Source organism: Acetobacter sicerae (assembly GCF_011516765.1).
GTDB lineage: Bacteria > Pseudomonadota > Alphaproteobacteria > Acetobacterales > Acetobacteraceae > Acetobacter > Acetobacter sicerae.
Genome location: NZ_JAAABN010000015.1, coordinates 1 through 25,847, shown reverse-complemented (window position 1 = coordinate 25,847; position 25,847 = coordinate 1). Strand labels below are relative to the sequence as shown.

20 protein-coding genes and 1 pseudogene are annotated in these 25,847 nt (G+C 58.6%); 14 read left to right on the top strand and 7 right to left on the bottom strand.

Translation table 11 applies throughout. The annotated features are described in order from the left end of the window. The 12 genes from nuoC to GVI59_RS14205 are packed head-to-tail and all read left to right on the top strand — an operon-like array spanning position 1 to position 14,066. On the top strand, positions 1–1,761 hold the full coding sequence (gene nuoC, locus GVI59_RS14260; protein ID WP_173574845.1) for an NADH-quinone oxidoreductase subunit C/D: 1,761 nt from the start codon (positions 1–3) through the stop codon (positions 1,759–1,761). Next, positions 1,748–2,239, top strand: a complete 492-nt coding sequence (nuoE, locus tag GVI59_RS14255) for an NADH-quinone oxidoreductase subunit NuoE (protein ID WP_173574844.1) — start codon at positions 1,748–1,750, stop codon at positions 2,237–2,239. The genes nuoC and nuoE overlap by 14 nt, the downstream gene beginning before the upstream one ends. Continuing rightward, positions 2,236–3,540 (top strand): NADH-quinone oxidoreductase subunit NuoF, encoded by a 1,305-nt coding sequence (nuoF, locus tag GVI59_RS14250; protein WP_173574843.1) that lies wholly within the window; start codon positions 2,236–2,238, stop codon positions 3,538–3,540. Before nuoE ends, nuoF begins: the two co-directional genes overlap by 4 nt. Then, on the top strand, positions 3,537–6,272 hold the full coding sequence (gene nuoG / locus GVI59_RS14245) for an NADH-quinone oxidoreductase subunit NuoG (protein ID WP_173574842.1): 2,736 nt from the start codon (positions 3,537–3,539) through the stop codon (positions 6,270–6,272). The genes nuoF and nuoG overlap by 4 nt, the downstream gene beginning before the upstream one ends. Beyond that, positions 6,269–7,225 carry an NADH-quinone oxidoreductase subunit NuoH gene (nuoH, locus tag GVI59_RS14240; RefSeq protein ID WP_173574841.1) on the top strand — a complete coding sequence of 319 codons (957 nt, stop codon included), beginning with the start codon at positions 6,269–6,271 and terminating at the stop codon, positions 7,223–7,225. Before nuoG ends, nuoH begins: the two co-directional genes overlap by 4 nt. 25 nt (positions 7,226–7,250) lie before the next feature. Next, the gene (gene nuoI, locus GVI59_RS14235; protein WP_173574840.1) at positions 7,251–7,763 is read left to right on the top strand and encodes an NADH-quinone oxidoreductase subunit NuoI; all 513 of its coding nucleotides are present in this window, start codon (positions 7,251–7,253) and stop codon (positions 7,761–7,763) included. A gap of 5 nt (positions 7,764–7,768) precedes the next feature. After that, on the top strand, positions 7,769–8,269 hold the full coding sequence (gene nuoJ / locus GVI59_RS14230) for an NADH-quinone oxidoreductase subunit J (protein WP_173574839.1): 501 nt from the start codon (positions 7,769–7,771) through the stop codon (positions 8,267–8,269). Position 8,270: 1 nt separating this feature from the next. Beyond that, complete coding sequence (nuoK, locus tag GVI59_RS14225) at positions 8,271–8,582, top strand: NADH-quinone oxidoreductase subunit NuoK (RefSeq protein ID WP_099347556.1); 312 nt, start codon at positions 8,271–8,273, stop codon at positions 8,580–8,582. 5 nt (positions 8,583–8,587) lie between these two features. Next, on the top strand, positions 8,588–10,555 hold the full coding sequence (gene nuoL, locus GVI59_RS14220) for an NADH-quinone oxidoreductase subunit L (protein WP_173574838.1): 1,968 nt from the start codon (positions 8,588–8,590) through the stop codon (positions 10,553–10,555). Beyond that, complete coding sequence (locus GVI59_RS14215; RefSeq protein ID WP_173574837.1) at positions 10,552–12,063, top strand: complex I subunit 4 family protein; 1,512 nt, start codon at positions 10,552–10,554, stop codon at positions 12,061–12,063. Before nuoL ends, GVI59_RS14215 begins: the two co-directional genes overlap by 4 nt. Next, positions 12,060–13,520, top strand: coding sequence for an NADH-quinone oxidoreductase subunit N (locus tag GVI59_RS14210; protein WP_173574836.1), 1,461 nt, complete (start codon positions 12,060–12,062; stop codon positions 13,518–13,520). Before GVI59_RS14215 ends, GVI59_RS14210 begins: the two co-directional genes overlap by 4 nt. 45 nt (positions 13,521–13,565) lie before the next feature. Next, positions 13,566–14,066 (top strand): CBS domain-containing protein, encoded by a 501-nt coding sequence (locus tag GVI59_RS14205; RefSeq protein WP_173574835.1) that lies wholly within the window; start codon positions 13,566–13,568, stop codon positions 14,064–14,066. 184 nt (positions 14,067–14,250) lie between these two features. Here GVI59_RS14205 and GVI59_RS14200 read toward each other — a convergent pair whose 3' ends face one another. From GVI59_RS14200 to GVI59_RS14190, 3 genes are read right to left on the bottom strand one after another with little or no spacing between them, the layout of a single operon-like run. Beyond that, positions 14,251–15,669: an efflux transporter outer membrane subunit gene (locus GVI59_RS14200; RefSeq protein WP_173574881.1), complete on the bottom strand. Its 1,419-nt coding sequence runs from the start codon at positions 15,667–15,669 to the stop codon at positions 14,251–14,253. Continuing rightward, on the bottom strand, positions 15,659–16,831 hold the full coding sequence (locus GVI59_RS14195) for an efflux RND transporter periplasmic adaptor subunit (RefSeq protein WP_242013121.1): 1,173 nt from the start codon (positions 16,829–16,831) through the stop codon (positions 15,659–15,661). Before GVI59_RS14195 ends, GVI59_RS14200 begins: the two co-directional genes overlap by 11 nt. Next, complete coding sequence (locus tag GVI59_RS14190; protein WP_173574833.1) at positions 16,824–19,988, bottom strand: efflux RND transporter permease subunit; 3,165 nt, start codon at positions 19,986–19,988, stop codon at positions 16,824–16,826. Before GVI59_RS14190 ends, GVI59_RS14195 begins: the two co-directional genes overlap by 8 nt. A gap of 246 nt (positions 19,989–20,234) precedes the next feature. On the opposite strand from GVI59_RS14190, the gene GVI59_RS14185 reads away from it, so the two are divergent. Further along, positions 20,235–20,537, top strand: coding sequence for a plasmid stabilization protein (locus GVI59_RS14185; RefSeq protein ID WP_173574832.1), 303 nt, complete (start codon positions 20,235–20,237; stop codon positions 20,535–20,537). Between the two features lie 14 nt (positions 20,538–20,551). Here GVI59_RS14185 and GVI59_RS14180 read toward each other — a convergent pair whose 3' ends face one another. The 3 genes from GVI59_RS14180 to GVI59_RS14170 all read right to left on the bottom strand — a co-directional run bounded on the left by GVI59_RS14180 (position 20,552) and on the right by GVI59_RS14170 (position 22,447). Next, complete coding sequence (locus GVI59_RS14180; protein WP_242013120.1) at positions 20,552–20,842, bottom strand: DUF3175 domain-containing protein; 291 nt, start codon at positions 20,840–20,842, stop codon at positions 20,552–20,554. A gap of 229 nt (positions 20,843–21,071) precedes the next feature. Continuing rightward, a complete protein-coding gene (locus GVI59_RS14175) occupies positions 21,072–21,605 on the bottom strand; it encodes a DNA polymerase ligase N-terminal domain-containing protein (protein ID WP_173574831.1) in 534 nt (177 codons plus the stop codon). Positions 21,606–21,922: 317 nt separating this feature from the next. After that, on the bottom strand, positions 21,923–22,447 hold the full coding sequence (locus tag GVI59_RS14170) for a DUF4142 domain-containing protein (protein WP_173574830.1): 525 nt from the start codon (positions 22,445–22,447) through the stop codon (positions 21,923–21,925). A 303-nt stretch (positions 22,448–22,750) separates the two neighbouring features. Between GVI59_RS14170 and GVI59_RS14165 the strand changes: the two are divergent. Continuing rightward, a pseudogene (locus tag GVI59_RS14165) lies at positions 22,751–23,604 on the top strand (glucose 1-dehydrogenase). A gap of 401 nt (positions 23,605–24,005) precedes the next feature. On the opposite strand, the gene GVI59_RS14160 reads toward GVI59_RS14165, so the two are convergent. After that, positions 24,006–25,787 (bottom strand): thiamine pyrophosphate-requiring protein, encoded by a 1,782-nt coding sequence (locus tag GVI59_RS14160; RefSeq protein ID WP_173574829.1) that lies wholly within the window; start codon positions 25,785–25,787, stop codon positions 24,006–24,008. Positions 25,788–25,847: the final 60 nt, after the last annotated feature.

The window sequence follows — 25,847 nt, the reverse complement described above, 5'->3', positions numbered from 1 at the left end:
ATGACGACGCTCCTTTCTCCCACCCGCGAACAGAGCCTTGCTGAAAGAATTTCGGAGCATCTCCCCAACGGTTTGCTGGCCACACAGGCGGGATGTGACGGGGTCTCCATCCTCTGGATCGCGGCGACCGATCTCCGACCAGCCTTCGCCGCACTGAAGGCTGCCGCGTCCCTCATGCTGCTGGACCTGACGGCCATAGATGAACGCGACCGCGCCCACCGCGACGGGCAGCCAGAATCGGTCTTCACGGTTGTCTATCATCTGATTTCGCTAGCCACCCGTACGGATGAGGTGCGGATCAAGGTGCCTCTGAACGCAACCAATCCTACCCTGCCCAGCATCTGCGACCTGTGGCCCAACGCCAACTGGTATGAGCGCGAGGTCTGGGATCTGTTCGGTATCCATTTCCAGAACCATCCCTCCCTGCGCCGTATCCTGACCCCGCCCACATGGACCGGACATCCCCTGCGCAAGGACCACCATGCCCGCGCCACGGAAATGCCGCCCTACAGCCTGACGGAAGAACACGAGGCGCAGGAGCAGGACGCCCTGCGCTTTGATCCTTCCGCGTGGGGCATGCGGCGACACAGTGACCACAGCGACTTCATGTTTCTCAATCTCGGCCCCAATCACCCCAGCGTGCACGGGGTGTTCCGCATCGTGCTGCAACTGGAAGGGGAGCGGATTGTCGATGCTGTGCCCGATATCGGTTTTCACCATCGGGGCGCGGAAAAGATGGGGGAACGCCAGTCATGGCACACCTACATCCCCTACACCGACCGGGTGGATTACCTCGGCGGCGTCATGAACAATTTCCCTTATGTGATGGCGGTCGAGACGCTGGCCGGAATTACCGTGCCGCCCCGCGCACAGATGATCCGCGTCATGCTGGCGGAACTGTTCCGCATCGCCAGCCACCTCGTCTTCTACGGCACCATGGTGCAGGATGTCGGACAACTTTCGCCGGTGTTCTACATGTTTACCGACCGCGAGCGCGTGTTCGGGATTATCGAGGCGATCTGCGGCTTTCGCATGCATCCGGCGTGGTTCCGCATTGGCGGAGTGGCCATGGACCTGCCCAACGGGTGGGAAGGGCTGATCCGCGCCTTTCTCCACGATCTGCCCCTGCGGCTGGACGAGTACGATGCGATGGTCATGCGCAATCCCCTCTTCCGCGCCCGGACGAAAGGCATTGGCGCCTATACCACAGCAGAAGCAGTCGAATGGGGCGTTACCGGACCGGGGCTGCGCGCTACAGGGCTGGAATGGGATTACCGCAAACATGCGCCCTATGCCTGTTACGACCAGCTTGAATTCGACATTCCCACTGGTACCAACGGCGACTGTTATGACCGAATTGCCGTGCATGTGGAAGAAATACGCCAGAGCCTGCGCATCATCCGTCAGTGCGTGGACAACATGCCCGCAGGCCCGGTCATGGCCGACCATCCACTGACAACCCCACCGCCCAAGGCACGGACGATGCATGACATCGAAACCCTGATCCATCACTTCCTCAGCGTAAGCTGGGGGCCGGTCATTCCGCCGGGAGAAGCGCGGGTCAGCATCGAAGCCACGAAAGGCGTGAACACCTACACCCTGATCAGCGACGGCGGCACGACGTCCTACCGCACACGCATCCGCACACCGTCCTTCGCCCACCTGCAGATGATCCCGCTGCTCAGTCGCGGCATCATGGTCGCGGATCTGATCGCGATCCTGGGCAGCATCGATTTCGTGATGGCCGATGTCGACCGCTGATCTCCCCCTCCCTGCGCCCATGCGGGCGGAAATCCTTGCCCTTGCGGCGCAGGAACTGCACCCGCGTGGGGCGAGTGTCGCCGCCCTGCGGCTGGTACAGGCTCACTTTGGCTGGGTCAGTACGGCGCATCTGCGCGAAGTGGCCGACCTGCTGGGCATGTCGGCGGATGATCTCGACGGCGTCGCGACCTATTTCAACCTGCTGTTCCGCAGACCGGTCGGGCGGCATGTCATTATGCTGTGCGACAGCGTTTCATGCTGGATCATGGGACGCGAAACGCTCTGCGCCCATCTGTGCCGAAAGCTCGGCATAAGGCCCGGAGAAACCACGGCAGACAACGCCATCACGCTGCTTCCAACCGTCTGCATCGGTCACTGTGATCACGCCCCGGCCATGCTGGTTGACAACACGCTGCACGGGGACGTGACCCCGGCAAGCCTCGATCACCTGATCGCTACGCTGAGGGACACGCCATGATGGCCGCCTCCGAACGTCCACTCACCGCCATGATCGACCCTGCCGCCGGTCCACCCGACTGCGCGACATACGAACGCGCTGGCGGCTGGCAGGCCGCACGTCTGGCGCTGGGACGCCTTACTCCCGCTGAGGTCATTGACTGGGTGACACGCTCAAAGCTGCGTGGCCGTGGAGGCGCAGGTTTCGGGACCGGGCAGAAATGGAGCTTCGTGCCCAAGGAACCCGCCTCCGAACGCCGCAAATACCTGATCGCCAATGCCGACGAGATGGAGCCGGGCACCTTCAAGGACCGCTGGCTACTGGAAGGCAATCCCCTCCAACTGGTCGAAGGGATGATCCTTGCGGCCTACGCCGTGCAGGCCGGGCATGGCATCGTTTTCCTGCGCGGGGAATATCAGGAGGCCTGTGTCCGTCTGGATCGCGCGATCGGAGAAGCACGGGAGCGGGGCTGGCTGGGCGAGAACATTCTCGGCTCGGGATTCAGTTTTGACATCCACGTACATTCCAGCGCCGGACGCTACATATGCGGCGAGGAAACCGCCCTGCTGACCGCGCTGGAAGGCCGCCGCGCCACACCACGCAGCAAGCCGCCTTTTCCGCAGACCGGCGGCCTGTGGGGTGCGCCCAGCGTGGTGAACAATGTCGAGACGCTGTGCAACCTGCCCCATATCATCGCCAACGGACCGGAATGGTTCGCGGGCCTCGGGCTGGGAGAGGATGGGGGCACCAAGATCTATGGTGTCAGCGGGCGCGTGGCGAAGCCGGGCGCATGGGAACTGCCGATCGGCACGCCACTGCGTCAGATCATCGAGGACCACGCAGGCGGCATGCGCCCCGGTTACCAGTTGCGCGCCCTGCTGCCCGGCGGGGCATCCACCGCCTTTATCGACACGACGGCCCTCGATGTCGCCATGGATTACGGATCGGTGGAAAAGGCGGGCAGCAGGCTCGGCACCGGCATGGCCATCATTCTGGATGAGCGCACCTGCCCCATCGGCATGATCCGCAACCTTGAACATTTCTTCGCACAGGAATCCTGCGGCTGGTGCACGCCCTGTCGGGACGGGCTCCCATGGGTGGAACGCCTGCTGGACGCGATCGAGGACGGGACAGGACGGGAGGAAGACATGGAGCAGCTTGACCGTCATGCCCGCATGCTGGGCGCTCCGGGGCGGACCTTCTGCGCCCATGCGCCGGGAGCGATGGCGCCACTGGCCAGCGGGCTGAAGCTTTTCGCCGCCGATTTCGCCGCCCACATCCAGCAGGGCCGTTGCCCGCATCACGCCGGAGCAGGACCATGACCACCATCCACATCGATGGACGGGATTGCCAGACCCGCAGCGACATCAACCTGCTTCAGGCCTGTCTGGAGGCAGAGGCCAACCTACCCTATTTCTGCTGGCATCCCGAACTCGGCTCCGTCGGGGCGTGCCGGCAGTGCGCCGTCAAACAGTTCAGCGGACCGGAGGACACGAAGGGCCGCATCGTGATGGCCTGCATGACCCCTGTCAGCGAGAACGCCATCATATCCATTGACGATCCGGAAGCCCGCGACTTTCGGGCCGGCGTCATCGAATGGATGATGGTCAACCATCCCCATGACTGCCCCGTCTGCGAGGAAGGCGGCGAATGCCACCTGCAGGACATGACGGTCATGACCGGGCACAATACCCGCCGCTACCGGTTTACGAAGCGGACCCATCGCAATCAGGATCTCGGGCCGCTCGTAAAACATGAAATGAACCGCTGCATCGCCTGCTACCGCTGCGTGCGGTTCTACCGTGACTACGCGGGCGGCGACGATCTGGCGGCCTTTGCCTCGCACGACAATGTCTATTTCGGCCGCGCCGAAGACGGCACGCTGCAAAACGCGTTCAGCGGCAATCTGGTCGAAATCTGCCCGACCGGCGTGTTCACCGACAAACCCTTTTCTGCCTCCTACACCCGCAAGTGGGACATGCGGGGCGCGCCCTCGGTATGCGTGCACTGCGCGGTGGGCTGCAACACCATCGTCAATGCCCGGGAGGAAACCCTCCGCCGTGTCCTGAACCGCTACAATACGGACATCAACCGCTACGTGTTGTGCGACCGGGGCCGGTTCGGCCATGGTTTTGTCAACGCGCCGACACGGATCCGCACGCCGCTGCGCGCCATTGACGGACAGCAGGTGCCCGTTCCCATGGCGGACGCCCTGACAACCTTCGCGCGTATGGCGGCGAAAGGACGGATTGCGGGCATCGCCTCGCCCCGCGCAGCTCTGGAGACCTGTTTCAGCCTGCATGCGCTGGTGGGGCCAGAGCATTTTTCCACTGGCCAGACGCAACAGGAACAGGGATGCACGGAACTGGCGCATACCCTGCTCACCCGGCATCCCGGCGCCCTCCCCACCCTGCATGAAATGGAAAGCGCCGACGCCGTGCTGGTGCTGGGCGAGGACGTATGCGCCACCGCTCCCCGGCTGGGTCTGTCGTTGCGACAGTCGGTGCGTCAGGCCTCCTTCCATACAGCGGACAACGCCAGAGTGCCGCGCTGGATGGATGCGGCGGTGCGTACGCTGGGCAGCGAGTGCCCTTCCACCCTGCATGTCCTCACGCCAGCGCCGACCGATCTCGACAGTGTGGCTGCGGAAACCTTTCGCGCAACGCCCGATGATATCGCACGACTTGGCTTTGCCATCGCCCACGAAATTGATCCCTCCGCCCCGCCCGTCACGGATCTGACGCCAGATGATGCGGCGCGCGCCGCACGCATTGCGCAGGCGCTGAAAGCAGCCCGCAAGCCGCTGGTCGTATCCGGCATGCAGTATGGCTCCCCCGCACTGATGCAGGCTGCCGCCAGTATTGCCGCAGCCCTTGCCCGCGCCACATCTGCCGCGAGCCTGTCGCTGGTTCTGCCGGAATGCAACAGCATGGGGCTGGCCATGATGGGCGGGCTGCCGCTGGAAACAGTGATGGAGCGGGCCCGGGCTGGCGAGATTTCTACTTTGGTCATCGTGGAAAATGACCTGACGCGTCACCTTGATCCGACGGATGTGGCGGAACTTGTGGCAGCCGTTCCCAACATCGTCGTGCTCGACCATACGATGACCCCGCTGTGCCAGCATGCCAGCCTTGTCCTGCCCATTGCGGCCTTCAGCGAATGCAGCGGCACGCTGGTCAGTCAGGAAGGCAGGGCGCAACGCTTTTTCCAGGCGGTCTTTCCCCCTGCCCCCATACAGGCCGGCTGGCGGTGGATACAGGCACTGGCCCGAAGTCTTGACCCGTCCACGCTACCCATAACGGGCCTGATCGACTGGCGGGATCTCGATGACGTTCTTGCCACGCTGGCAACGGCATTTCCCGATCTGGCCCCGGCCGTTATGGCCGCGCCCGAAGCGGATTACCGTATCCATGGTGAGAAACTGCGTAGCCAGACCTATCGCGCCAGTGGGCGGACCGTCATCCGTTCCTTCATCAGTGTGCGCGACCAGCCACCACCCGCCAGCCCGGACACACCATTCAGCAGTTCAATGGAGGGAGCCTACGAACCGGACATGCCCGGCGCACTGGTTCCCTTTTATCAGACGCCAGCGTGGAATTCAGTGCAGGCGCTCAACCGGTTCCAGTCCGAAATCGGTGGGCCGATGCGTGGTGGTCCCTCCGGTATCCGGCTGTTATCCCCAGCGGAAAATCAAAACACGGAAGCGCAGCCCTACCCTTACGCTACGGACATTCCCGCCCCCTATGTCCCACAGGCGGATACCGTTCTGGTGCTGCCCGATACGCGCCTGTTCGGCAGCGAGGAACTGAGCATGTTCTCGCCTCCCATCATGGCGCGATCCAGCGCGCCAACGCTGGGCCTGCCCGCCAGCGCGACCGGATCAGACCGCATGGTGCTGCATCTGGAAGACGGACCACATGACCTGCCCGTGGAGCCGGTGCCCGGTCTCCCCGAAGGCACTGTCCTATGCCCCACGCACAGGGTCGCACGCGCGTTCCGTTTCCCCCGCATGGCCCGGCTTGAGGGTTTGACAGATGGAGGAGAACGGCCATGACTTCTTCAGCACTCCTTACCATCATTCTTACTCCGCTTCTCCTCCTTGCCCTTGCGACCTTACTGACATGGGTCGAACGGCGACTGCTGGGCTTATGGCAGGACCGGTATGGTCCCAACCGCGTAGGGCCGGGCGGCCTATTTCAGGCCGTTGCGGATGGTATCAAGATCCTGTTCAAGCAGGACTGGATTCCTCCCTTTGCCGATCGGGGCGTTTTCATTCTTGCTCCCGCTATCGGCATGATGACGGTCCTGCTGTCCTTTGCCGTCATTCCGTTCACGATGGGCACAGGCATTGCAGGCGACCTGAATGTCGGGCTGCTGTTCATCCTCGCCATGATGGGGCTGGGGGTTTATGCGGTGGTGCTGGCCGGGTGGTCCTCCAACAGCAAATTCGCACTGCTGGGCGGCATGCGGGCCGCAGCGCAGATGATAAGCTACGAAGTCTTCATGGGACTTTCCCTGCTGGGCGTGGTCATGATGGCCGGGTCATTCAGTCTGCATGACATCGTGGCAGCGCAGGCGGGTCTGTGGTTCATCATCCCGCAATGTCTCGGCTTTGGCGTGTTCCTGCTTGCAGGCATTGCGGAAACACACCGTCTTCCCTTTGATCTTCCCGAAGGGGAGAACGAACTGGGCGCAGGATTCCATACCGAATATTCGGGCATGAAATTCGGCATGTTCTTCATTGCCGAATATGCCGGGATCGTTCTGGTCTCATGCCTTGTGACCACGCTCTATCTTGGTGGCTGGCGCGGACCGCTGTTGCCGCCCGCCGTGTGGTTCCTGCTCAAGACCGGCGGCATGGTGGCGTTTTTCATTCTGTTGCGCGCAGGCCTGCCCCGCCCGCGTTACGACCAGTTGATGGCGTTGGGCTGGAAAGTCCTGCTGCCGCTTTCACTTTTAAATGTCATGGCGACCGGAACTATTCTTATGCTGCGTGCGTCTTTGTAGCACGCCCGATGCAAAGGCATCTCCCATGTTCAATACATTGCGCACCCTGTTCCTGACGGCGCTGCATGCTTTCCACCGGCGCGCGACCGTGCAGTATCCCGAACAGCAGCCCTATCTGCCGCCACGTTATCGTGGACGGATCATCCTGTCGCGCGATCCCGATGGAGAGGAGCGGTGCGTGGCGTGCAACCTGTGCGCTGTCGCCTGTCCGGTGGACTGCATCAGTCTGCAGAAAACCGAGACCGATGGCCGATGGCGTCCCGAATATTTCCGGATCAATTTTTCCCGTTGCATTTTCTGTGGCTTTTGCGAAGAAGCCTGTCCAACCTACGCCATACAGCTGACGCCCGATTTTGAAATGGGCGAATACGCACGCCCCAATCTTGTTTATGAAAAGGAAGACCTGCTGATAAGCGGAACCGGGAAATATCCCGATTACAGCTTCTACAATGTCACGGGCATCCCTATCCCCGGCAAGGAGCGCGGCGCCTCCGAACGCGAACGCCCGCCAATCGACCTGCACTCCCTGCTGCCGTAACCATCATGCACGCTCTGGCCCTCCTTGCTGCCAGTGTGACCGTCATCGGGGCCATCATGGTCATTACCCGGAAAGTCGCCGTGCATGCGGTGCTGTATCTGGTCGTGACACTGCTGGCGCTGGCGGCACTGCTTGTGATGCTGGGAGCCTCCTTCGCGGCGATGCTGGAGATCATCATCTACGCCGGTGCGATCATGGTGCTGTTCGTCTTCGTCATCATGATGCTCAATCTGGGGCAACCGGACAGTGCGCGTGAAAAGGAATGGCTGCGTCCGCGCGCATGGCTGGGACCGGGCATCCTGGCCGCCATTTCATGTGCGGAACTCCTTTATTTTATCAGCCCATTTTCCGCATCTCTGCATTCTCTTGCCCCCATTACGGCGCATGATGTCGGGCTGAGCCTGTTTGGTCGCTACGTGCTGATGGTCGAACTGGCGTCTTTCCTGCTTCTGGCTGGTCTGGTCGCGGCTTTTCACATCGGGCGCAACCGGGTTGAGGATCCCTGACATGCCGGTTTTTTCCTTCAATGACACCCTTCTGCTGGCCACCATCCTGTTTTCGGTCGGGCTGGCGGGCGTTCTCATCCGGCGCAACATGCTGTTCATGCTGATGTCGCTGGACATCATGCTCAATGCGACCGCTCTCGTCTTCGTGGGTGCAGGCGCACGCTGGCATGACGCGGCAGGACAGGTGATGTTCCTGCTGATCCTCGCCCTCGCAGCCGTGGAAACGGCAGTGGGACTGGCCATCATTCTATGCCTGCACGCCCGGGGACGTCCCACGCTCGATGCCGATACCGGCAATCTTCTGCAAGGATAAGGACCATGGGCGAAATTCTGCTTCCCCTTCTCATCCTGTCACCGCTTGCAGCTTCTTTGATCCTGTTCGTAACCGCCGGACGCATGAGCGCGTATGCCGTCGGGACGGTTGCCTGTGTGAGCATGGGAATATCCGCCGTCATCAGCGTTGTGCTGTCTGTCCTGCTTCTGTCGGGTCCAGCGACGGGAATAGTGCAGGCAACGCTATGGCCATGGATGCATATCGCGGGATTTTCAGCCGATATCGCGTTCATGCTGGACCGTATTTCCATGGTCATGATTCTGGTCGTCACGATCGTGGGGCTACTGATCCATATCTATGCCGCAAACTACATGCGCGACGATCCAGGGATTGCCCGCTTTTTTGGCTGCATGACGCTGTTTGTGGCCTCCATGCTGGTGCTGGTGCTGGCGTCCGATCTGCTCTGCCTGTTTATCGGATGGGAAGGCGTGGGACTGTGCTCCTACCTGCTCATCGGGTTCTGGTACGACAACCCCGTCAATACCGCTGCGGCACGCAAGGCTTTTTACATGACCCGCATGGGAGACGCAGCGTTGCTGTGTGGAATGCTGCTATTGGCCACGGCGGTCGGCTCCCTAGATATCGGAGCCGTGCTGGCGGCAGTGACAAACGGGCAGGTCACCTCGTCCGCCGTGAACATGGCAGCATTTTTCATCCTCATCGGAGCACTCGCGAAATCGGCGCAGATTCCGTTCCAGACATGGCTGCCGGATGCCATGGCCGGACCGACACCGACCTCCGCCCTGATCCACGCGGCGACGATGGTTACGGCAGGTGTCTATCTGATTGCACGCCTGCATGACCTTTTTGATCTGGCCACCCCCGTCATGGCGCTTACGGCCGTACTCGGAGCGCTGACCATTCTTATGGGAGCCTGCACGGCGCTGGTACAGTCCGATCTCAAGCGTGTGCTTGCATGGTCCACGATCAGCCAGTTGGGCTACATGTTTCTCGCTCTGGGATGCGGCGTATGGCAGGCGGCGCTCTTTCACCTGATGACCCATGCCTTTTTCAAGGCGCTGCTTTTCCTGACTGCGGGCGCCGTTATCGTGCGCACCCATCATGAACAGGATATTTTCCGTCTGGGTGGCCTGCGCCATACCATGCCAGGACTGACTGCCGCTTTTGTCATCGGAGCCTCCGCGCTGGCCGGTCTGCCACTGGTCACGGCCGGGTTCTACAGCAAGGAAATGATCCTGTCGGGCGTATGGCCCGCCCATTTCCGCCTGACGCATGAATTGATCCTGAGCGGACATTTCCTGTGGGGAATGGCCCTGCTGGGCGCCTTCCTGACAGCGCTTTATATTTTCCGCTGCGTATTCATCGTTTTTTTCGGAAAATCGGGAACCACAATGAGGGGCCAGACGTCACGCTTCATGACCATACCCCTTGGCTGTCTGTGCGTTCTGTCCCTTTGCGGAGGCATCATTGAAATGCCCACGACATTTCCTCCCCTTCACCTGTTCAGCGCCCTTCTTGATCCCGCGGCATCCCACTCACACGCGGATGAACCCGGCTGGCTTATACTGGCGGGCGCGATCGTTCCTCTTGCCGGACTTGGCGTCGCATGGGTGCTGTGGGGACGCCCTTCCCCCGTCATGCGCGAGATACCGGGACAAGCGGCCGTTATCCGCTTTGCCCGCACTGGCGAGGGCATCGACATGTTGTATGACCGCCTGTTCGTGCAGCCCTTTCGTTTCCTGACGTGGCTGACACGGCATGATATTCTTGATTACGTCATAACCGGAACAGGACGGCTGGCACGGACGGCCAGCACCTCGGTTCTCAGGGCGCGAACGGATTTTCTGGGCACGCTGGCCCTATGGGGGACCAGCGGCATCAGAGGGGCGGATCGTCTGCTGGGCCAGATACAGAATGGTCGCGTGCGATGGTATGCGGCATGGATTGCTGGTGGGCTGTGCGCGGCTCTCGCCATGGCGGTGCTGTCATGAATCCCCTTCCCGCCCTTGTGCTGCTGCCCGTCCTGGGTGGTGGTCTGGCATGGCTGGCTGAGCGCATCCGGCCTCATACCGGCGCACCCTCACGCAATGCGTCATGGTGGATGATGCTGGCGACACTGATTGTGGAAACGCTGTTGCTTGCAATGGTCACATTCAACCATCCGACCATTCGCACAGGACCATGGCTGGAGCATTTTTCCATGCCATGGATCCCGACCATGGGGATCGCTGTCAGGCTGGACATGGACGGTCTTTCGCTTTCGCTGATCTGGCTTTCGCTGATCCTGTGCTTTCTGTGCGCATGTCTTGCCACCCGTCAGGTTACGGTCAAGGCTGGCACATTCCATCTCCTTTTTCTTACGACACTTACTGGTATTGTCGGGACATTTCTGGCCACCGACCTGTTCCTGTTCTTCTTTTTCTGGGAACTGATGCTGGTGCCGATGTTCGTGCTGATCGCCGTATGGGGGCATGAGGACAGGCAGCGCGCCGCCCTGAAGTTTTTCATGTTCACGCAGGGCAGCGGACTGCTCATGCTGCTGTCCATACTCGGTCTGGTCATCACGCATGACCGGGAAACCGGCGTGCTGACATTCGACTACTTCACACTGGCCCAAACGCACCTGTCCCCTACCCTGTCCATGCTGCTCATGCTGGGTTTCTTCATCGCCTTCGCCGTCAAGCTGCCCCTTGTGCCGGTCCATGTCTGGCTGCCGGATGCGCATACGCAGGCCCCCACGGCGGCCAGCGTGCTGCTGGCGGGTATCCTTCTCAAAACAGGAGGATATGGCATGATCCGTTTCAATATCATGCTGTTTCCCGATGCGGCGATGTATTTCGCACCCGTCGCCATGGGACTGGGCGTTGTCGGTGTTCTGTACGGGGCGTGGCTGTCCTGCGCGCAGAATGATCTCAAGCGCCTGATCGCTTACAGCAGTATCAGCCACATGGGCTTTGTGGTGCTTGGTATCTTTACCGGCTCCCGCATGGGAATGCAGGGAGCGATCATCCAGATGCTGGCTCACGGATTGAGCGCGGGCGCGCTTTTCCTGATCGCAGGGGCCATTCAGGACCGACTGCATACCCGTGACATGCACCGTATCGGCGGATTGTGGACAGCCATGCCGCGCCTGTCCGCCACGGGACTGTTTTTTGCCGTGGCGTCGCTCGGAATGCCCGGACTGGGTAATTTCGCCGGTGAGTTCCTTGTGCTGCTGGCGACATGGCATGTCAGTCCCGTCATTGCGACGCTGACAACAGTGGGACTGGTTCTTGCCGCCATCTATGCGCTGCGGATGGTCAATCGCGTCTTTCTGGCAGCGCCGAAGGAGGATCAACGCCCCCTGGAGGATTTGCCCGTGCGGCAGATGGCGGTTTTCGCCTGTGCAATGATTTTTCTGGTCGTGCTGGGCCTGCATCCACAGCCTTTCATGACGTTTTCCGCTCCATCTCCCCTGCCCGTTATGGCGACGAACAGTGAGGGAGATCACGCGCCATGATCGGGCACGATGTTTTCCTGCCCACACCCCTGCCGGTGCTCTGTGTAGGGATCACGGTCATGCTTGCTGCAACCGCATGGCGACGTTCGGTGAATCGCAGCTTTCTGACCGGAATGGTGACGCTGCTGCTGGCTCTTGTGTTTGCAGGACGCCATACCGGCACAGCGCTGGATAATGGCGACAGTCTGTTCATTCAGGATCAATGGGCAAACTATACTGCAATCCTCATCATGTTTTCCAGCATGTGCATCCTGCTCATGTCATGGCGGGATGATGCGCACGACAGAACCACGTCACTGGTGGATGAATATCCCCTGCTGTGCATGCTGGGTACGCTGGGCGCACTGACCATGGTCTTCAGCGCGAATTACATGCCCTTTTTCCTGGGGCTGGAAATCCTTGGTGTCTCGCTCATGGGACTTGTGACCTTCCGGCATCGCCCGGTCATGCCGGGTTATGAGGCGGCGATGAAATACCTGATCCTGTCAGGAGTATCTTCCGCCATTCTTCTGTTTGGTGTCGGTCTGGCTTATGGCGTTACAGGATCGCTGCGGTTCATGCCGCCTGTTACGATCGGGGATATTTCCCCCGCGTTGCCGGTTTCTGCCACGATCATGATCCTTGTCGGCATGTTCTTCAAGCTTTCTGCTGTTCCCTTCCATATGTGGCTGCTGGACGTGATGGAGGGCGCACCCGTTCCCGTGGCGGCGTTTCTGGCTGTGGTTTCTAAAATTGCGATATTTTCTTCACTTGTCCGCTATTTCGGAACGGGAAACCAGCCTCCCTTCCTCAACGACATCCTGTATGTCGTCATTATCCTGACCATCATGGGGGGCAACCTTCTTGCATTGCGTCAAACCAGCCTCACACGTCTTCTGGCCTGCTCATCCATTGCACATGTGGGCTACCTGCTGATTGCCTTCCTTTGCCCCGGCCGTCTGCAATCGGGAGCCATAACCATTTATCTTCTGGCCTATACAGCCAGTACATTAGGCGTCTTTGCGACCATTGCCGCTTTCGCAACGCCTGACGGCCCCGATGGCACGGTCATCGCGCAATGGAAGGGACTGTTTTTCACCCGCCCGTTTCTTGCTTCGGCCCTGTCGCTCATGCTGCTTTCTCTTGCGGGCATTCCACCCGGCATCGGATTTTTTGCAAAATTCGAGATCGCAGCGACAGGAGTTGAATACCAGCGCAACCTGCTGCTGGGTGCGCTCATAATCGGCAGCATTATCGGGTTGTATTATTACCTGAACATCATCCGTGTCATGATGTCAGCACCATCGCTGCCATCCGCCAGCCTGAATCGGCATGTCCGCCCGGAACTGATGGCGCTTGTCATCGTTCTCACAATAATCGTGGTGATTGGAGGGCTTTTTCCCGCCCGCGCCCTCCATCCTCTTCTTCCTGTCTCCGCCATCCCGTCTGACACAGAGGCCGAGATGACGATGCGTTGACGAAACTTATTTTCGATTCCCTCAAAACATGGAAAGGATTTTCCCATGTCCTCTCATGTCTTTCACATTCTGGCGCAAAAAGGCAGCACGGTCATTACCGTGAAAGCAGACGACCCCGTTGTGCACGTCGCCACCATACTGGCGCAGCATAATATTGGTGGCGCACCCGTTCTTGGCCCTGATGGACAACTGATTGGCATGGTCTCGGAAAAAGGGATCGTTCACATGTTATCCGAACACGGTGCGGACATATCCGCCCTGACCGCAAGGGATATCATGACGAAGGATATGCCGACCGCGACACCCGATGACAGTATTTACGATATTGCCTGCCGCATGACGTATTCCCGCAATCGGCATGTTCCCGTTCTGGACAACGGAAAACTCGTCGGACTGGTCAGCATCGGAGATATTGTCAAACTCCGCGCTGAAAATGCCGAACAGGAAGCACGTGAACTCCAGGATTACGTGACAGGCAGCGACCATGCGGCCGTCCAGCCTCCCCATGAAACGCCCCCTATGCAATGCGGAGAAAAGCAAAGCTGATTGCGTGTTGCGACAGATGATATGAAGTGCGGATACCTCCCCAATGGGGGAATGTGGCGCGATGCGACAGATATCGGACACCTCCCACCTTCCATAAGGATCAAGTAGCCGAGCCTCACGCCGATAAAGCTATCGTGTCGTCAAACCGGCTGGACGCAACAGAAACATGCGGACAACGGAAGACCTATTTTGCTTTTGGCCCCTCCGGCGGCCCCCAGCTACCTCCCATGGCCCGCACAAGATCCACGCCACTTACGAGACGGCGCGTATTAACCGTAATCAGGTCTTCCCGCGCCTGAAGTTCAGCCGTCTGGGCGATGACAACCTGTAGATAATCAACGGCCCCTTCACGATACTGAATACTGGCCAGATGGTCGGTGCGCGTTGCCGCCGTTACCCCTTCTTCCTGCCGCGCGGCGGCATCGGCCAGATGGTTGAGGAGCGCCAGCTGGTCCTCAACCTCACGGAAAGCCGTCAGTGCCGTCTGCCGGTAACTGGCTGCGGCCTGAGCATATTCCGCGTGTGTAAGAGCCAGATTGGCGAACCGCCGCCCTCCATCAAATATGGCGAGCGTTGCCAGCGCCGGCCCAAGCGCCCACACACCAGTCCCGGCTGACGCCAGCATACGGGTCGTGGTTTCCGAACCACCCATCGCCCCAAGCGTGATGTTGGGAAAGAAGGCTGCTCTCGCCACCCCGACCCGGGCATTGGCCGCCGCCATGTGCCGCTCCGCTGACGCGACATCCGGCCTGCGTTCCAGCAGGTGCGCAGGCGCGGTTATGGGAATGACGGGCACGGGCGTCAGCTCATCCCTCGGCGGAATTGAAAAGGTGGAAGGCTGCTCCCCGATCAGCACGGCGATGGCATGTTCCACCAGCGCGCGGTCCGCCACCAATTGCTCCAGTTGGGATTGCGTTGTGGTCAACTGGGTGCGTGCGCGGCCTACATCCAGCTCATTCGACGCCCCGCCGACAAAGCGCTTTGTGGTCAGATCCAGCGCTGCGGAATAAGCTGCCATGGTCTTTCGCAAGAGGCTGACACGGGCATCCAGACCGCGAAGCTGGAAATAATCGTCGCCCAGTTCGCCTTCCAGACTGAGACGGAGTGACGCCAGATCGGCGGCACTTGCCTGCGCATTGGCCCGCGCCGCCCTGACCAGATTGCGGATACGTCCCCAGATATCCGGTTCCCATGAAACGGTGCCGCCGGATTCATAGTCGCGGTATTCGTAATAATTTCCGGTGGCGGCAAAGAGCGCGCGTTCACGTTGTGCGCTGGCTGACGCATCAATCTGGGGTAAAAAATCAGCACGCGCCCGCCTGACCAGCGCCCGCGCCTCATCATAGCGCGCCACGGCGGCGGCCAGTTGCGGGTTGCCATGTTCAACCCTGTCCTCCAGCCGGTTCAGATCCTCATCTCCCATGACCGACCACCACGCCCCCCGTTGCGCGGTATCGGCGGGCTGCGCCGGCGTCCACGGTCCGGTTTCCCGGAATGTGGCGGGTATGTCGGGCAATGTGGGCTTGTGGTAACGGGGGGACAGGTCGCAGCCGCACAGCAGGGTGAGAAGAAACAGGACCGCCCTGCCCCGCTCACTCTTCATGCCCACCCTCACGCGGTTTGACGGGGTCTCCATCACCGATATCATCCGGCGGGTTGGTTATGATCCTGTCCTGTGGTGTGAGGCCCGTCACCTCAAGTTCGGTCCCGAAATCGATCAGGATTGAGACGGGCTGTATTTTGGCATGGTCATCCCCGTCCACCAGCGCCACGGTTGTCCCGTCCTTGCGAAAAAGCAGGCTGCTGGCGGGAATGCGCACGGTGGGCGGCGCCTGCGGTTCCGGACCGTGAAACGTAAAGGCGATCTGGGCATAGGCACCCGGTTTGAGAAGATTTTCTCCGTTATCATAGACAAGCTGCACCAGCATCGTTCCCGACTGGGAATCAACCGCATCCGAAGACCGGAGCAGTAGAGCGTCAAACTGCCGGTTACGGTAATCGGGCACACTGAAATGCGCCACAAACCCCTCCTGCATCCGCGCAGCATAAGCCTGCGGCACACGCACATAAAGCCGCAGACGGCTCACGTCCGAAACGGTAAAAAGCGGCTGGCTGGCAGCCGTACCGGCGACGATCAGCGCACCGATATCGGTCGCGCGACTGGTCACCACACCGGTGAAAGGCGCAATGATGCGCTTGAAGGCGGAAAGCGTTTCAAGCCGTTCCACCTCCGCCGCTGCTTCATGCCGCGTAGCCTCGCTGGCTGCCAAATTTCCCCGGCGTTCGTCCGTTTCCTGCTGGGATACAGCGTTTTCAGCATTCAGCCGGTCCCAGCGGCGCGATGTAATCCGCGCCAGATCACGCTGTGCGGTCCGTGTGCCCAACGCAGCTCTTGCTCCGGCAAGTTGCAGATCAACATCGGGGGTATCGATTTCCGCCAGAAGCTGGCCTGATTCCACCTTCTGCCCGATATCGACATACCATTTCCGAAGATAGCCGTTGGTCCGGGCATAGACCGGTGCGCTGTACCATGCCTGCAGGATACCGGGCAGGACCAGCGTATCAACAGCGTGGCCTCCCGGATGCACGACCGTCACACTGGGCACCAGCGCCGCAACATTCATCGCATGAAGCTGATGGCGGTCATGGATACGCACGATCGTTCCCACGGCGAGAATGATCCCGAAAACGCCTGCTGCGACAGGAATGATCCAGCGCAGACGAGGTTTGGCTCCGACGGCGGGGACTGCGTCAGTTTCAGCCATGGGCATGGGCTCCGTCTGCCCCATGGCGCGCGCGCCTGTCGTAGATGATGGCGAAGAGTGAAGGCACAAAAAACAGGGAGGCGCAGGTGGCGAAGATCAGGCCGCCAATGACGGCCCGTCCCAGCGGTGCATTCTGCTCCCCGCCTTCACCCAGCCCCAGCGCCATGGGCAACATGCCGATGACCATGGCCAGCGCCGTCATGATGACAGGCCGCAGTCGGGTGCTGCCCGCCGTCAGGGCTGCCTTGAGCGCATCGCCATGCTCCGCGAGCTGGTCGCGGCAGAAGGTGATGACAAGGATGGAGTTGGCCGTCGCCACCCCCATGCACATGATCGCTCCCGTCAAAGCAGGCACGGAAAGCGGGGTGTGCGTTGCGAACAGCATCCAGCATATCCCCGCCAGCGCGCCCGGTAGCGCCAGCACAACAATGCACGGATCGGTCCAGCTCTGAAAATTGATGACAATAAGCAGATAGATCAGAACGATCGCACCCAGAAGACCAAATCCCATGCCGGAAAAGGCGGTGGTCATGGCCTGATACTGCCCGCGCAGCGTGACCGTGACGGTCTCGGGGCGATCATGCTCCAGACGATGCAGGGCCGCCTGCACGTCCGAGGCGATGGCTCCCAGATCGCGCCCGTCCCCGCCTGCGAAAACATCGATCAGCGAGCGGATGTTATACTGCGCCTCGACCGGTGAAGTCGTGCCGCGCGTGATCGCGCCAAGAGCCCCGAGCACCTGAAGCTGGGTAGTCGAAACCCCGGTTACGGGCAGGCCGATGATATCCGCCAGAGAACTGATCCGGTATTCAGGCATCTGCACCGCGATGGGGTAAGTGACCATGCTGTGCGGGTCCAGCCAGTAAAGCGGGGCGGTCTGCACGGTTCCGGCAATGGAGGTCGCGATGGCGTTGGTGATATCCCCTTCCGTCAGGCCAAGCTGGTTGATGCGGGTGCGATCCGCTTCAAAACGCAGTTCGGGGTAATGGCCGGGCTGCTGGATACGGGCGTCGACCAGACCGTCAATGGGGCGGATGGCGCGCAATATGCGCTCTGCAAACTGCCGTGTCTCATCCGGGTTGGGGCCGGATACCTGAATGTCGATCGGGGCTGGCGCGCCGAAATTGAGGATCTGCGTCGTGATGTCCGACGGCAGGAAGGCAAAGCTGGCCTCGGGGAATGCGCGGGGCAGTTCGCGGCGTAGAATGCGGATGTACCGCTCGGTCGGATGATGATTTTCCTTGAGAGCGACAAGGATGTCCCCATCCTGCGGTCCGATGGTACCCGATGCGTTATAGGCGACGTTGATGGCGCTGGTAGGGAGGCCGATATTGTCGGCAATGGAGTCAATCTCGTCTGCCGGAACCTGTTGACGGATCTCCTTCTCGATGCGCTGGAACAGGGCCGAGGTCTCCTCGATCCGCATGCCTATGGGGCCACGCACATGCAGGGTCATCGTGCCCGCATCGACCTGCGGAAAGAAATTGCGACCAAGAAATGGCAGCAGGCCCATGCTGAGAGCGGCAAAGCACAGGAAACCGGCCACAAACCGACCGCGATAGTCCAGAACACTTCCCAGAAGCGCACTGTAGCGGGCGCGCAACGCCTCGAAACGCCGCTCGAACCCCTGCTGGAAGCGTGTGAAGATATTCTGTCTGGGCTGCTTTTCGTCCTCATGCGGGCGCAGCAGGAACATGGCCATGGTCGGCACGAGCGTGCGTGACAGGATGAAGGACATGGTCATGGCGAACATGACCGACAGCGCCATCGGCACGAACAGGAAGCCCGCCACTCCCGGCAGATAGAACATCGGCACGAACACGATGCAGATACATACAAGCGAGAGAAAGGCCGGGACGATGATCTCTCCCGATCCATCAACGATGGCGGTATGGACGTCCTTGCCCATTTCCAGATGACGCTCGATATTCTCGATCGTGACCGTCGCCTCGTCCACCAGAATGCCCACGGCCAGCGCAAGGCCGCCCAGTGTCATGACATTCAGCGTCTCGCCCAGCACGGACAGGGCCACGACAGCACCCATGACCGATAACGGGATGGAGGTCGCCACGATCAGCGTGGAGCGCCATGAACCAAGGAACAGAAGGATCATGAGGCTGGTCAGGCCCGCCGCGATCGCCCCTTCGCGCATGACTCCATCCACCGCCGCACGGACAAAAAGCGACTGATCGTTGACGGGCCTTAGCTTAAGCTGTTTGGGCAGGCCGCGTGTGGCATCGGGGATCATCGCCTTGATCCCCTCCACAATGGCGATGGTGGACGTGGCGCCCGATTTCAGCACGGTCAGAAGCGCGGAGCGCTGACCGTCCACATGCACCACGTTCTGCTGGGGTGTGGAACCGTCACGCACATGGGCCACATCACGCACACGCACGACGGCGCCGTTGACCGTACGCACGGGCAGCATGTTGAGCAGTTCGACCGAAAGCGGCGCATTGTTCAGTCTGAAATTATACTGGTATTCCCCGATTTTTACGAAACCGGCGGGGGTGATCTGTGTCTGGGTGGTCAGGGCGTTGCCCACATCCTGAGCCGATACGCCACGGGACTGCAACTTGCCGGGGTCGAGATCCATCTGGATCTGGCGCACGCGACCGCCATAGGGGTACGGCAGGGCCGCGCCCGGCACCGTCACCAGCCGATTACGGATGAAGTTGAAGCCGTAATCATAAAGCTGCTGTTCGGTCATGCCCTCGCCCGACAGAGCAAGCTGTACGATCGGCACAGTGGAGGCGTTGTAATTCAGGATCAGCGGCGGGGTGGTGCCTACGGGTAACTGGCGCAGGATGGTCTGGGCAATGGCCGTGACCTGCGCATTGGCAATACGCACATCGGTGCCGGGCTGAAAAAAGATCTTTATCACCCCGATGCCCGTCAGCGACTGTCCCTCGATATGCTCGATGTTGTTGACCGTCGTGGTCAGGGTGCGCTGGAACGGCAGCACGATGCGCCCGGACATGTCCTGCGGGGAGAGATTGCTATAGGTCCATGCCACCGCAATGACGGGAATTCCGATCTCGGGAAAGATATCCTGCGGCGTGCGGATTGCGGAAAGCACACCGGTTATGGCGATAAGGATGGCCATCACGACAAATGTATAGGGACGGGCAAGTGCCAGTAGAACAATTGCATTCATACCACCTGCCTATTTTCTATCGACTATGATGTCCTGCTGTTCAGAGGTTGTCGGCCTTCAGACAACGTCCGTCGTGCTGGGCGGTTTATGACCTGGGACCGATAATTTTGAAGTGCGGATCGCTATCAGGGTCTGCAGGACTGAAAACAGGAAAACTTTTTCTGTCTTCCTGCTTTATCACAGAAACAGGCCTTACGTCGAATGTAGACGGGATCGTTTGAACAGCACAAGACTGGAGGATGGATCATGCCACGTGGAGACAAGTCCGCCTATACGGACAAGCAGAAGAGACAGGCCGAACATATCGAAGAGAGCTATGAACAACGTGGCGTCAGCAAGGATGAAGCAGAACGCCGTGCCTGGGCCACTGTCAACAAGGAAACGGGTGGAGGCAAGAAAAGCGGCTCGGGGAGAGGTCACGCCGTAACACACGAACCGTCACGGAAGGGCGGCAAGGCTGGTGGGACGGCGTCTGCACACCGGCCAGCGGAAGAACGTTCTGCTTCAGCGAAAAAAGCTGCTGAAACGCGTAAGAAAAACGAGAAATAACAGAACGCGGGAGTTCAGCCGGGACGACCGAATACGCGGCGGAGTTCTTTTTTGGCTCTATCCAGAACCTGATGCCTCTGTGGAGAAAGCGAACGCCCTACCCGATTGACATAGAAAACCAGCATCGACATCGCCGAGCGAAAAGGCTGAGCTTTTCGGCGCGTGCTGGTCTCGGCTGAATGTTTCAGGGATTCCGCGATATGGCGTGGGTCGTCGGACGTAAAGATATCGGGTTCGAGATCCAGCGCATCACTGTGACAGGTGACATCTCCTGACCAACGCTTGGGCTTCTTTCTGCCGATCATCGACATGGCTCCCTGCGGGACATACTGAAGGTTTTTGCTGCGCAAAAAAAGTGTATACGTGATGGGGAACTGGGTAATGATAGTCATTCCATCCTGAGTGGAACAGAATATCTGAAACACTCTTATGCTCTGCCCGACGAGATGAAAGCGGGTAATTCGCAATATTTCATACCCGTTTTGGTTTCGGCTCCATCGGTTTTCGGAAAAGAAGCTCTGCTCCTTTCCTTATTCACGAAAGAGGTTTTCCTTCTGGATAGCGGGAAGGTTTATTCTCAGCGATTTCCGCAATCGTCCGGCCTGTTTTGACAGAAGCAGGCTGTTCTTCAAGAATGTCCGGAGCGTCGGGACTGCGGGCTGCGTCATCAGCAGCTTTGATCAGCAGCCAGTTGTCACGTTTATCGTGGGGCCTGCCTTTCATCCGGATCAAATGCCAGCGCCCGGTGAGTTTTTCTCCATACAACTCGAAATCGAGATGTCCTTCCACCAGCCCTTTTTCAGGGTCTTCGAGGGAAGTCCAGATTCCGCGATCCCAGACAGCCACCGTGCCACCACCATACTTTCCTTGAGGGATCGTGCCTTCGAAATCACTGTAGTCCAAAGGATGATCTTCGACCTGAACTGCGAGACGTTTCTCACCCGGGACAAGGCTTGGTCCTTTTGTCACTGCCCAGCTTTTCAGAACACCATTCAGTTCAAGACGAAAATCGTAATGCAATCGTCGCGCATCGTGCTTCTGAATGACAAAGTGGTTTCCTTCCCTCAATACCCCCTCCCAATATAGTTTTCCGGATACACGGTTTGGCTCGCTTTACGACGGTCATGTGCTGGCCAGAAACGGGCATCTGTTTTTGTTGTATGGAACGGTTTGATCAGAAGCAGAGCACCATGCCAGAGGCCAATATCTTTCTGCCCATAAGCATTAGATGAACGCGTCAGGATCAGCACATATTCCGACCGTACATGACCAGTCCGATACCACAGACTCCAGTCTGTACCAGCAGGAGCTTACGATCCAGACCGGAAATCAAACTCATAAATCCTTGCTGATTAAGAAACGTAGTTTCTTGAAAATTCCTGATGTTATTCCGGTAGGCTCTCCGCCATTTTCAGATGTTCCTCAAGAGTGGGTATGGTATCTGCTGCCCATTTCTTCAGCGCTTCATTTTCACCGCTCTTCGCATACCGCCGGAAAAGTGACAGAGCGTCCTCATGAGCGGAAATCTGATCCTTACGATACTGTCTCACAAAGCCATCGCCATGGAGACCATGCAGTGTATCCAGCTTTCTTTTATGTGTGTCATCGACGGAAGCCGGAGGCGTGGTTGCCATATTGTTGGCGCTAACAAGCTGCTTCAGTTCTGCCGAGGTTTTCTGGTGGTCCGCGATCATTCTCGACGCAAATACTTTAAGCGAGGGGTCTGATAGAGCCATCTGACTGGACTGAATCTCAAAAAGATCACTCCATGCAACGCTCTGAATGAAATCATCCGTTTTTGGCGCAATTCCCATCACGGAATTCAGGCCCGTTTTTTCAGAAAGAGACTGTGCCAGAGCTGGTGTTGAGAAACACAATGCTGCGGCGAGAAGGAGGCAGGCTTTTTTCATGGGAGCTTTCCTTTTTCAAAACATAGGTCATGTTTTGCAGACTCCTGGAAAATGGAAGGAAGGTCCCAGATCACCCATACCTGCATTTTTCAGGATTACAGTTCCGCGCACGATTTGTTTGCTGAGAATGACGACGCATCAACTTGTAAAAACAACTCCGTGCAGCGAGTAAAATGCCAAACGATACGGTCAGCTGAAAGTTTCTCGGTTCTGAACGCCTGCAGGCACTCGCAGTGTGTTTTTCCAGAACCGAGAAACTTTCTTTCCTGATGACCTTTGGGAATACAGTCTCAAGGAGAAAATATCATGTCATCGGAAGAAAAATTCACAGCACAGCATCAAGCTGTTCCGGGAGATACAGAAAAAATGAATCCCACTCCCGATCATGGAGAAGACAGCTATCGGGGATCAGGAAAACTTTCCGGAAAAACTGCTTTGATAACCGGGGCAGATTCCGGAATAGGCCGGGCGGTCGCGATTGCCTTTGCTCGCGAAGGCGCTGACATTGCAATCGCTCATTTTACAGAAGAGAAAGATGCTCAGACCACCGCTGACTGGGTACAAAGGCAGGCCGCCGCGCTATCCTGCTTCCAGGAGATATCCAGCTAAGGTCGCATTGCAATGAGATCATAAAACGCACAATCGATGAATTCGGGCAACTGGATATTCTTGTCAATAATGCTGCCCACCAGAAATCCGTGACGGATCTTTCCGAAATTGATGAAAAAGAACTCGACACAACATTTCGCACAAATTTTTACGGTATGTTCTTTCTATGTCAGGCGGTCTTGCCACACCTGCAGAGCGGTGCATCGATCATCAACACGAGTTCGATTAACGCGGTCCAACCTTCCCCTCACCTACCCGCCTATGCCGCGACAAAGGCGGCTATCCCCAATTTCATAGCCTGTCTTGCGCAAATGTTAGGAGAACGGAATATCCGCGTTAATGCTGTTGCCCCCGGTCCTGTCTGGACACCTCTCATTCCATCCACAATGCCGGAAGAGGCTATTACCGAATTTGGTCAAAACACCCCTCTTGGACGAGCTGCCCAACCAGCAGAACTGGCAGCTGCCTATGTGCTGTTGGCATCAGATGAAAGCAGCTACACGACTGGAGCCGTTCTTCCTGTGACCGGAGGCAGACCAATGCTCTGATCGCGACAGGACAGATAAAAGCTGGTTAAAACCATTTCCCGCAGGACCGGCAAAGGTCCTGTCCCGCCGTCTGTAGTGCAATATGTAGAAACCATCTTTTGATATTTTTGCCAGCACTTCCACAAGCTGAGATTGAAGTGCCGCGACGCCCGGCGTTGGTATATCGTTGCGGATTTCTCTCTCTGAATGGAAAGCCTGAAACGCCTACCCCGTCCGCCCGAACAATCCTGCCGGATCTGACCATCTCTGGTAAATCCCATCATCAACTGAGGAATACTAGGGAGGCAGGTCTTGATCCCGATCGATCTGCCAAATGCGCCATGGTGTCATCGGCTGCGGAACTGTCCACCAGAAGCGTAAAAGCCTGCGCTGTTACGCTTCTGGGGAAATATCAGAACAGCTTACGATTTGTGCGAAGGCAGGATAGAGGCCAGCATTTCCTTCGCCGATCCAATGATGACGCTGGCACGCTCGGGTTCCGTAGGCAGGGAAGAGAGGAACGCCTTTGCCTGCTGCAAGGTGATATGTGGTGGCAGCGGCGGCACGTTTGAGTCCGTACGTGCTTCAAGAATAACCGGACGGTCGGCGCTCAGAGCTTCGTCCCAGGCAGCCGCCACTTTTTCTGGATCATCGACACAGATGCCTTTCAGACCCAGTAGTTCAGCGTATTTGTGATAGGGAAAATCCGGAATGGACTGTGTGGATTCCGTCTTCCCTTTACCGAGCTGAATACGCTCTTCCCAAGTCACCTGACTGAGATCCTGATTGTTCAGCACAAGAACAATCAGTTTCGGATTGGACCATTGTTTCCAGTATTTGGAAATCGTGATCATCACGTTCAGACCGTTCATCTGCATGGCGCCATCCCCCATGCAGGCAATGACGGTGCGCTCAGGATAGGCCATCTTTCCCGCCATCGCGTAGGGTGTCCCCGCGCCAAGCGACGCTAGCCCACCTGAAAGAGAGGCTTTCATTCCACGGCGCATTTTGAGATCACGCGCATACCAGTTGGCGACGGAACCGGAGTCAGCGGTAATGATCGCGTTCTCGGGTAAACGCGGTGAAAGCTCCCAGAACACACGCTGTGGATTGAGGGGCTGAGCACTGGTCATGGCGCGGGCTTCCAGAACTTTCCACCAATCGGCGACTTCTTTCTCGATCTGCGTGCGCCACGACCGGTCATCGTTGCGTTGAAGCAGTGGGATCAGAGCGCGCAGGGTTGCGGCGCTGTCACCCTGAAGGTTGATCTCCATTGGATAACGCAGAGAGAGATTGGCGCCGTTGATGTCGATCTGTACCCCACGCGCCTGCCCCGGCTTTGGCAGGAATTCGCTATAGGGAAACGATGATCCCACCATCAGAAACGTGTCGCATTCCTTCATGAGATCCCATGAAGGTTTTGTACCCAGCAGGCCAATCGAGCCCGTAACGAAAGGCACCTCATCCGGAACCGCAGCTTTTCCCAGAAGCGCCTTGGCGATGCCAGCACCGAGAATTTCCGCGATTTCCAGCAACTCATCCGTTGCCTCAAGCGCACCGGCCCCCGCAAGGATGGCAACCTTCTTTCCAGCATTCAGAATATCGGCTGCCGCGCGGAGACCTGCGTCCTCCGGCACTTTGCTTCCGATTGTCGTGCCAATGCCTGTATGGGTCGAACCATGCTCCATCGGTGGCTCGGAATAGGATAACTCCTGCAGATCGTTAGGAACGATGACGACCGTAGGTGATCGTTTATCGCGGGCAATACGCACGGCACGATCAATGGCATGCCGCATTTGTGACGGTTCAGTCACCGTCACAATGTATTCGCATGCCACATCCTTGCAGAGCGATTGCAGATCGACTTCCTGCTGATAATTCGAGCCAATTGCCGTTCGTGCCTGCTGCCCCATGATCGCGACGACACCAACATGGTCGAGTTTGGCATCATAAAGCCCGTTCAGAAGATGAATTGCGCCGGGACCTGACGTAGCGAAACACAACCCCACCTGCCCGGTAAACTTGGCATGTGCTGTCGCCATGAAGGCCGCCATTTCTTCATGTCTTACCTGCACATATTCGACGCGACCTGCGTCCACTTCGCGTTGCAACGCGATATCAATACCTCCGGCGCCATCGCCCGGATAGCCATAAGCTGGAGACCCGCAAAAACCGGTAGCGTTTGGACGGCTATGGTGATTCATTGAAGTTACGCGATCACGGAGGCCTACTATGGATCCCAAGTCCCTGTTCAGTTTGAGCGA

What these genes read in the sequence shown, in the direction of transcription:
- nuoC (WP_173574845.1), top strand. Translation starts at nt 1, where the DNA reads ATGACGACGCTCCTTTCTCCCACCCGCGAACAGAGCCTTGCTGAAAGA.
- nuoE (WP_173574844.1), top strand. Translation starts at nt 1,748, where the DNA reads ATGTCGACCGCTGATCTCCCCCTCCCTGCGCCCATGCGGGCGGAAATC.
- nuoF (WP_173574843.1), top strand. Translation starts at nt 2,236, where the DNA reads ATGATGGCCGCCTCCGAACGTCCACTCACCGCCATGATCGACCCTGCC.
- nuoG (WP_173574842.1), top strand. Translation starts at nt 3,537, where the DNA reads ATGACCACCATCCACATCGATGGACGGGATTGCCAGACCCGCAGCGAC.
- nuoH (WP_173574841.1), top strand. Translation starts at nt 6,269, where the DNA reads ATGACTTCTTCAGCACTCCTTACCATCATTCTTACTCCGCTTCTCCTC.
- nuoI (WP_173574840.1), top strand. Translation starts at nt 7,251, where the DNA reads ATGTTCAATACATTGCGCACCCTGTTCCTGACGGCGCTGCATGCTTTC.
- nuoJ (WP_173574839.1), top strand. Translation starts at nt 7,769, where the DNA reads ATGCACGCTCTGGCCCTCCTTGCTGCCAGTGTGACCGTCATCGGGGCC.
- nuoK (WP_099347556.1), top strand. Translation starts at nt 8,271, where the DNA reads ATGCCGGTTTTTTCCTTCAATGACACCCTTCTGCTGGCCACCATCCTG.
- nuoL (WP_173574838.1), top strand. Translation starts at nt 8,588, where the DNA reads ATGGGCGAAATTCTGCTTCCCCTTCTCATCCTGTCACCGCTTGCAGCT.
- GVI59_RS14215 (WP_173574837.1), top strand. Translation starts at nt 10,552, where the DNA reads ATGAATCCCCTTCCCGCCCTTGTGCTGCTGCCCGTCCTGGGTGGTGGT.
- GVI59_RS14210 (WP_173574836.1), top strand. Translation starts at nt 12,060, where the DNA reads ATGATCGGGCACGATGTTTTCCTGCCCACACCCCTGCCGGTGCTCTGT.
- GVI59_RS14205 (WP_173574835.1), top strand. Translation starts at nt 13,566, where the DNA reads ATGTCCTCTCATGTCTTTCACATTCTGGCGCAAAAAGGCAGCACGGTC.
- GVI59_RS14200 (WP_173574881.1), bottom strand. Translation starts at nt 15,669, where the DNA reads ATGAAGAGTGAGCGGGGCAGGGCGGTCCTGTTTCTTCTCACCCTGCTG.
- GVI59_RS14195 (WP_242013121.1), bottom strand. Translation starts at nt 16,831, where the DNA reads ATGGCTGAAACTGACGCAGTCCCCGCCGTCGGAGCCAAACCTCGTCTG.
- GVI59_RS14190 (WP_173574833.1), bottom strand. Translation starts at nt 19,988, where the DNA reads ATGAATGCAATTGTTCTACTGGCACTTGCCCGTCCCTATACATTTGTC.
- GVI59_RS14185 (WP_173574832.1), top strand. Translation starts at nt 20,235, where the DNA reads ATGCCACGTGGAGACAAGTCCGCCTATACGGACAAGCAGAAGAGACAG.
- GVI59_RS14180 (WP_242013120.1), bottom strand. Translation starts at nt 20,842, where the DNA reads ATGATCGGCAGAAAGAAGCCCAAGCGTTGGTCAGGAGATGTCACCTGT.
- GVI59_RS14170 (WP_173574830.1), bottom strand. Translation starts at nt 22,447, where the DNA reads ATGAAAAAAGCCTGCCTCCTTCTCGCCGCAGCATTGTGTTTCTCAACA.
- GVI59_RS14160 (WP_173574829.1), bottom strand. Translation starts at nt 25,787, where the DNA reads ATGAATCACCATAGCCGTCCAAACGCTACCGGTTTTTGCGGGTCTCCA.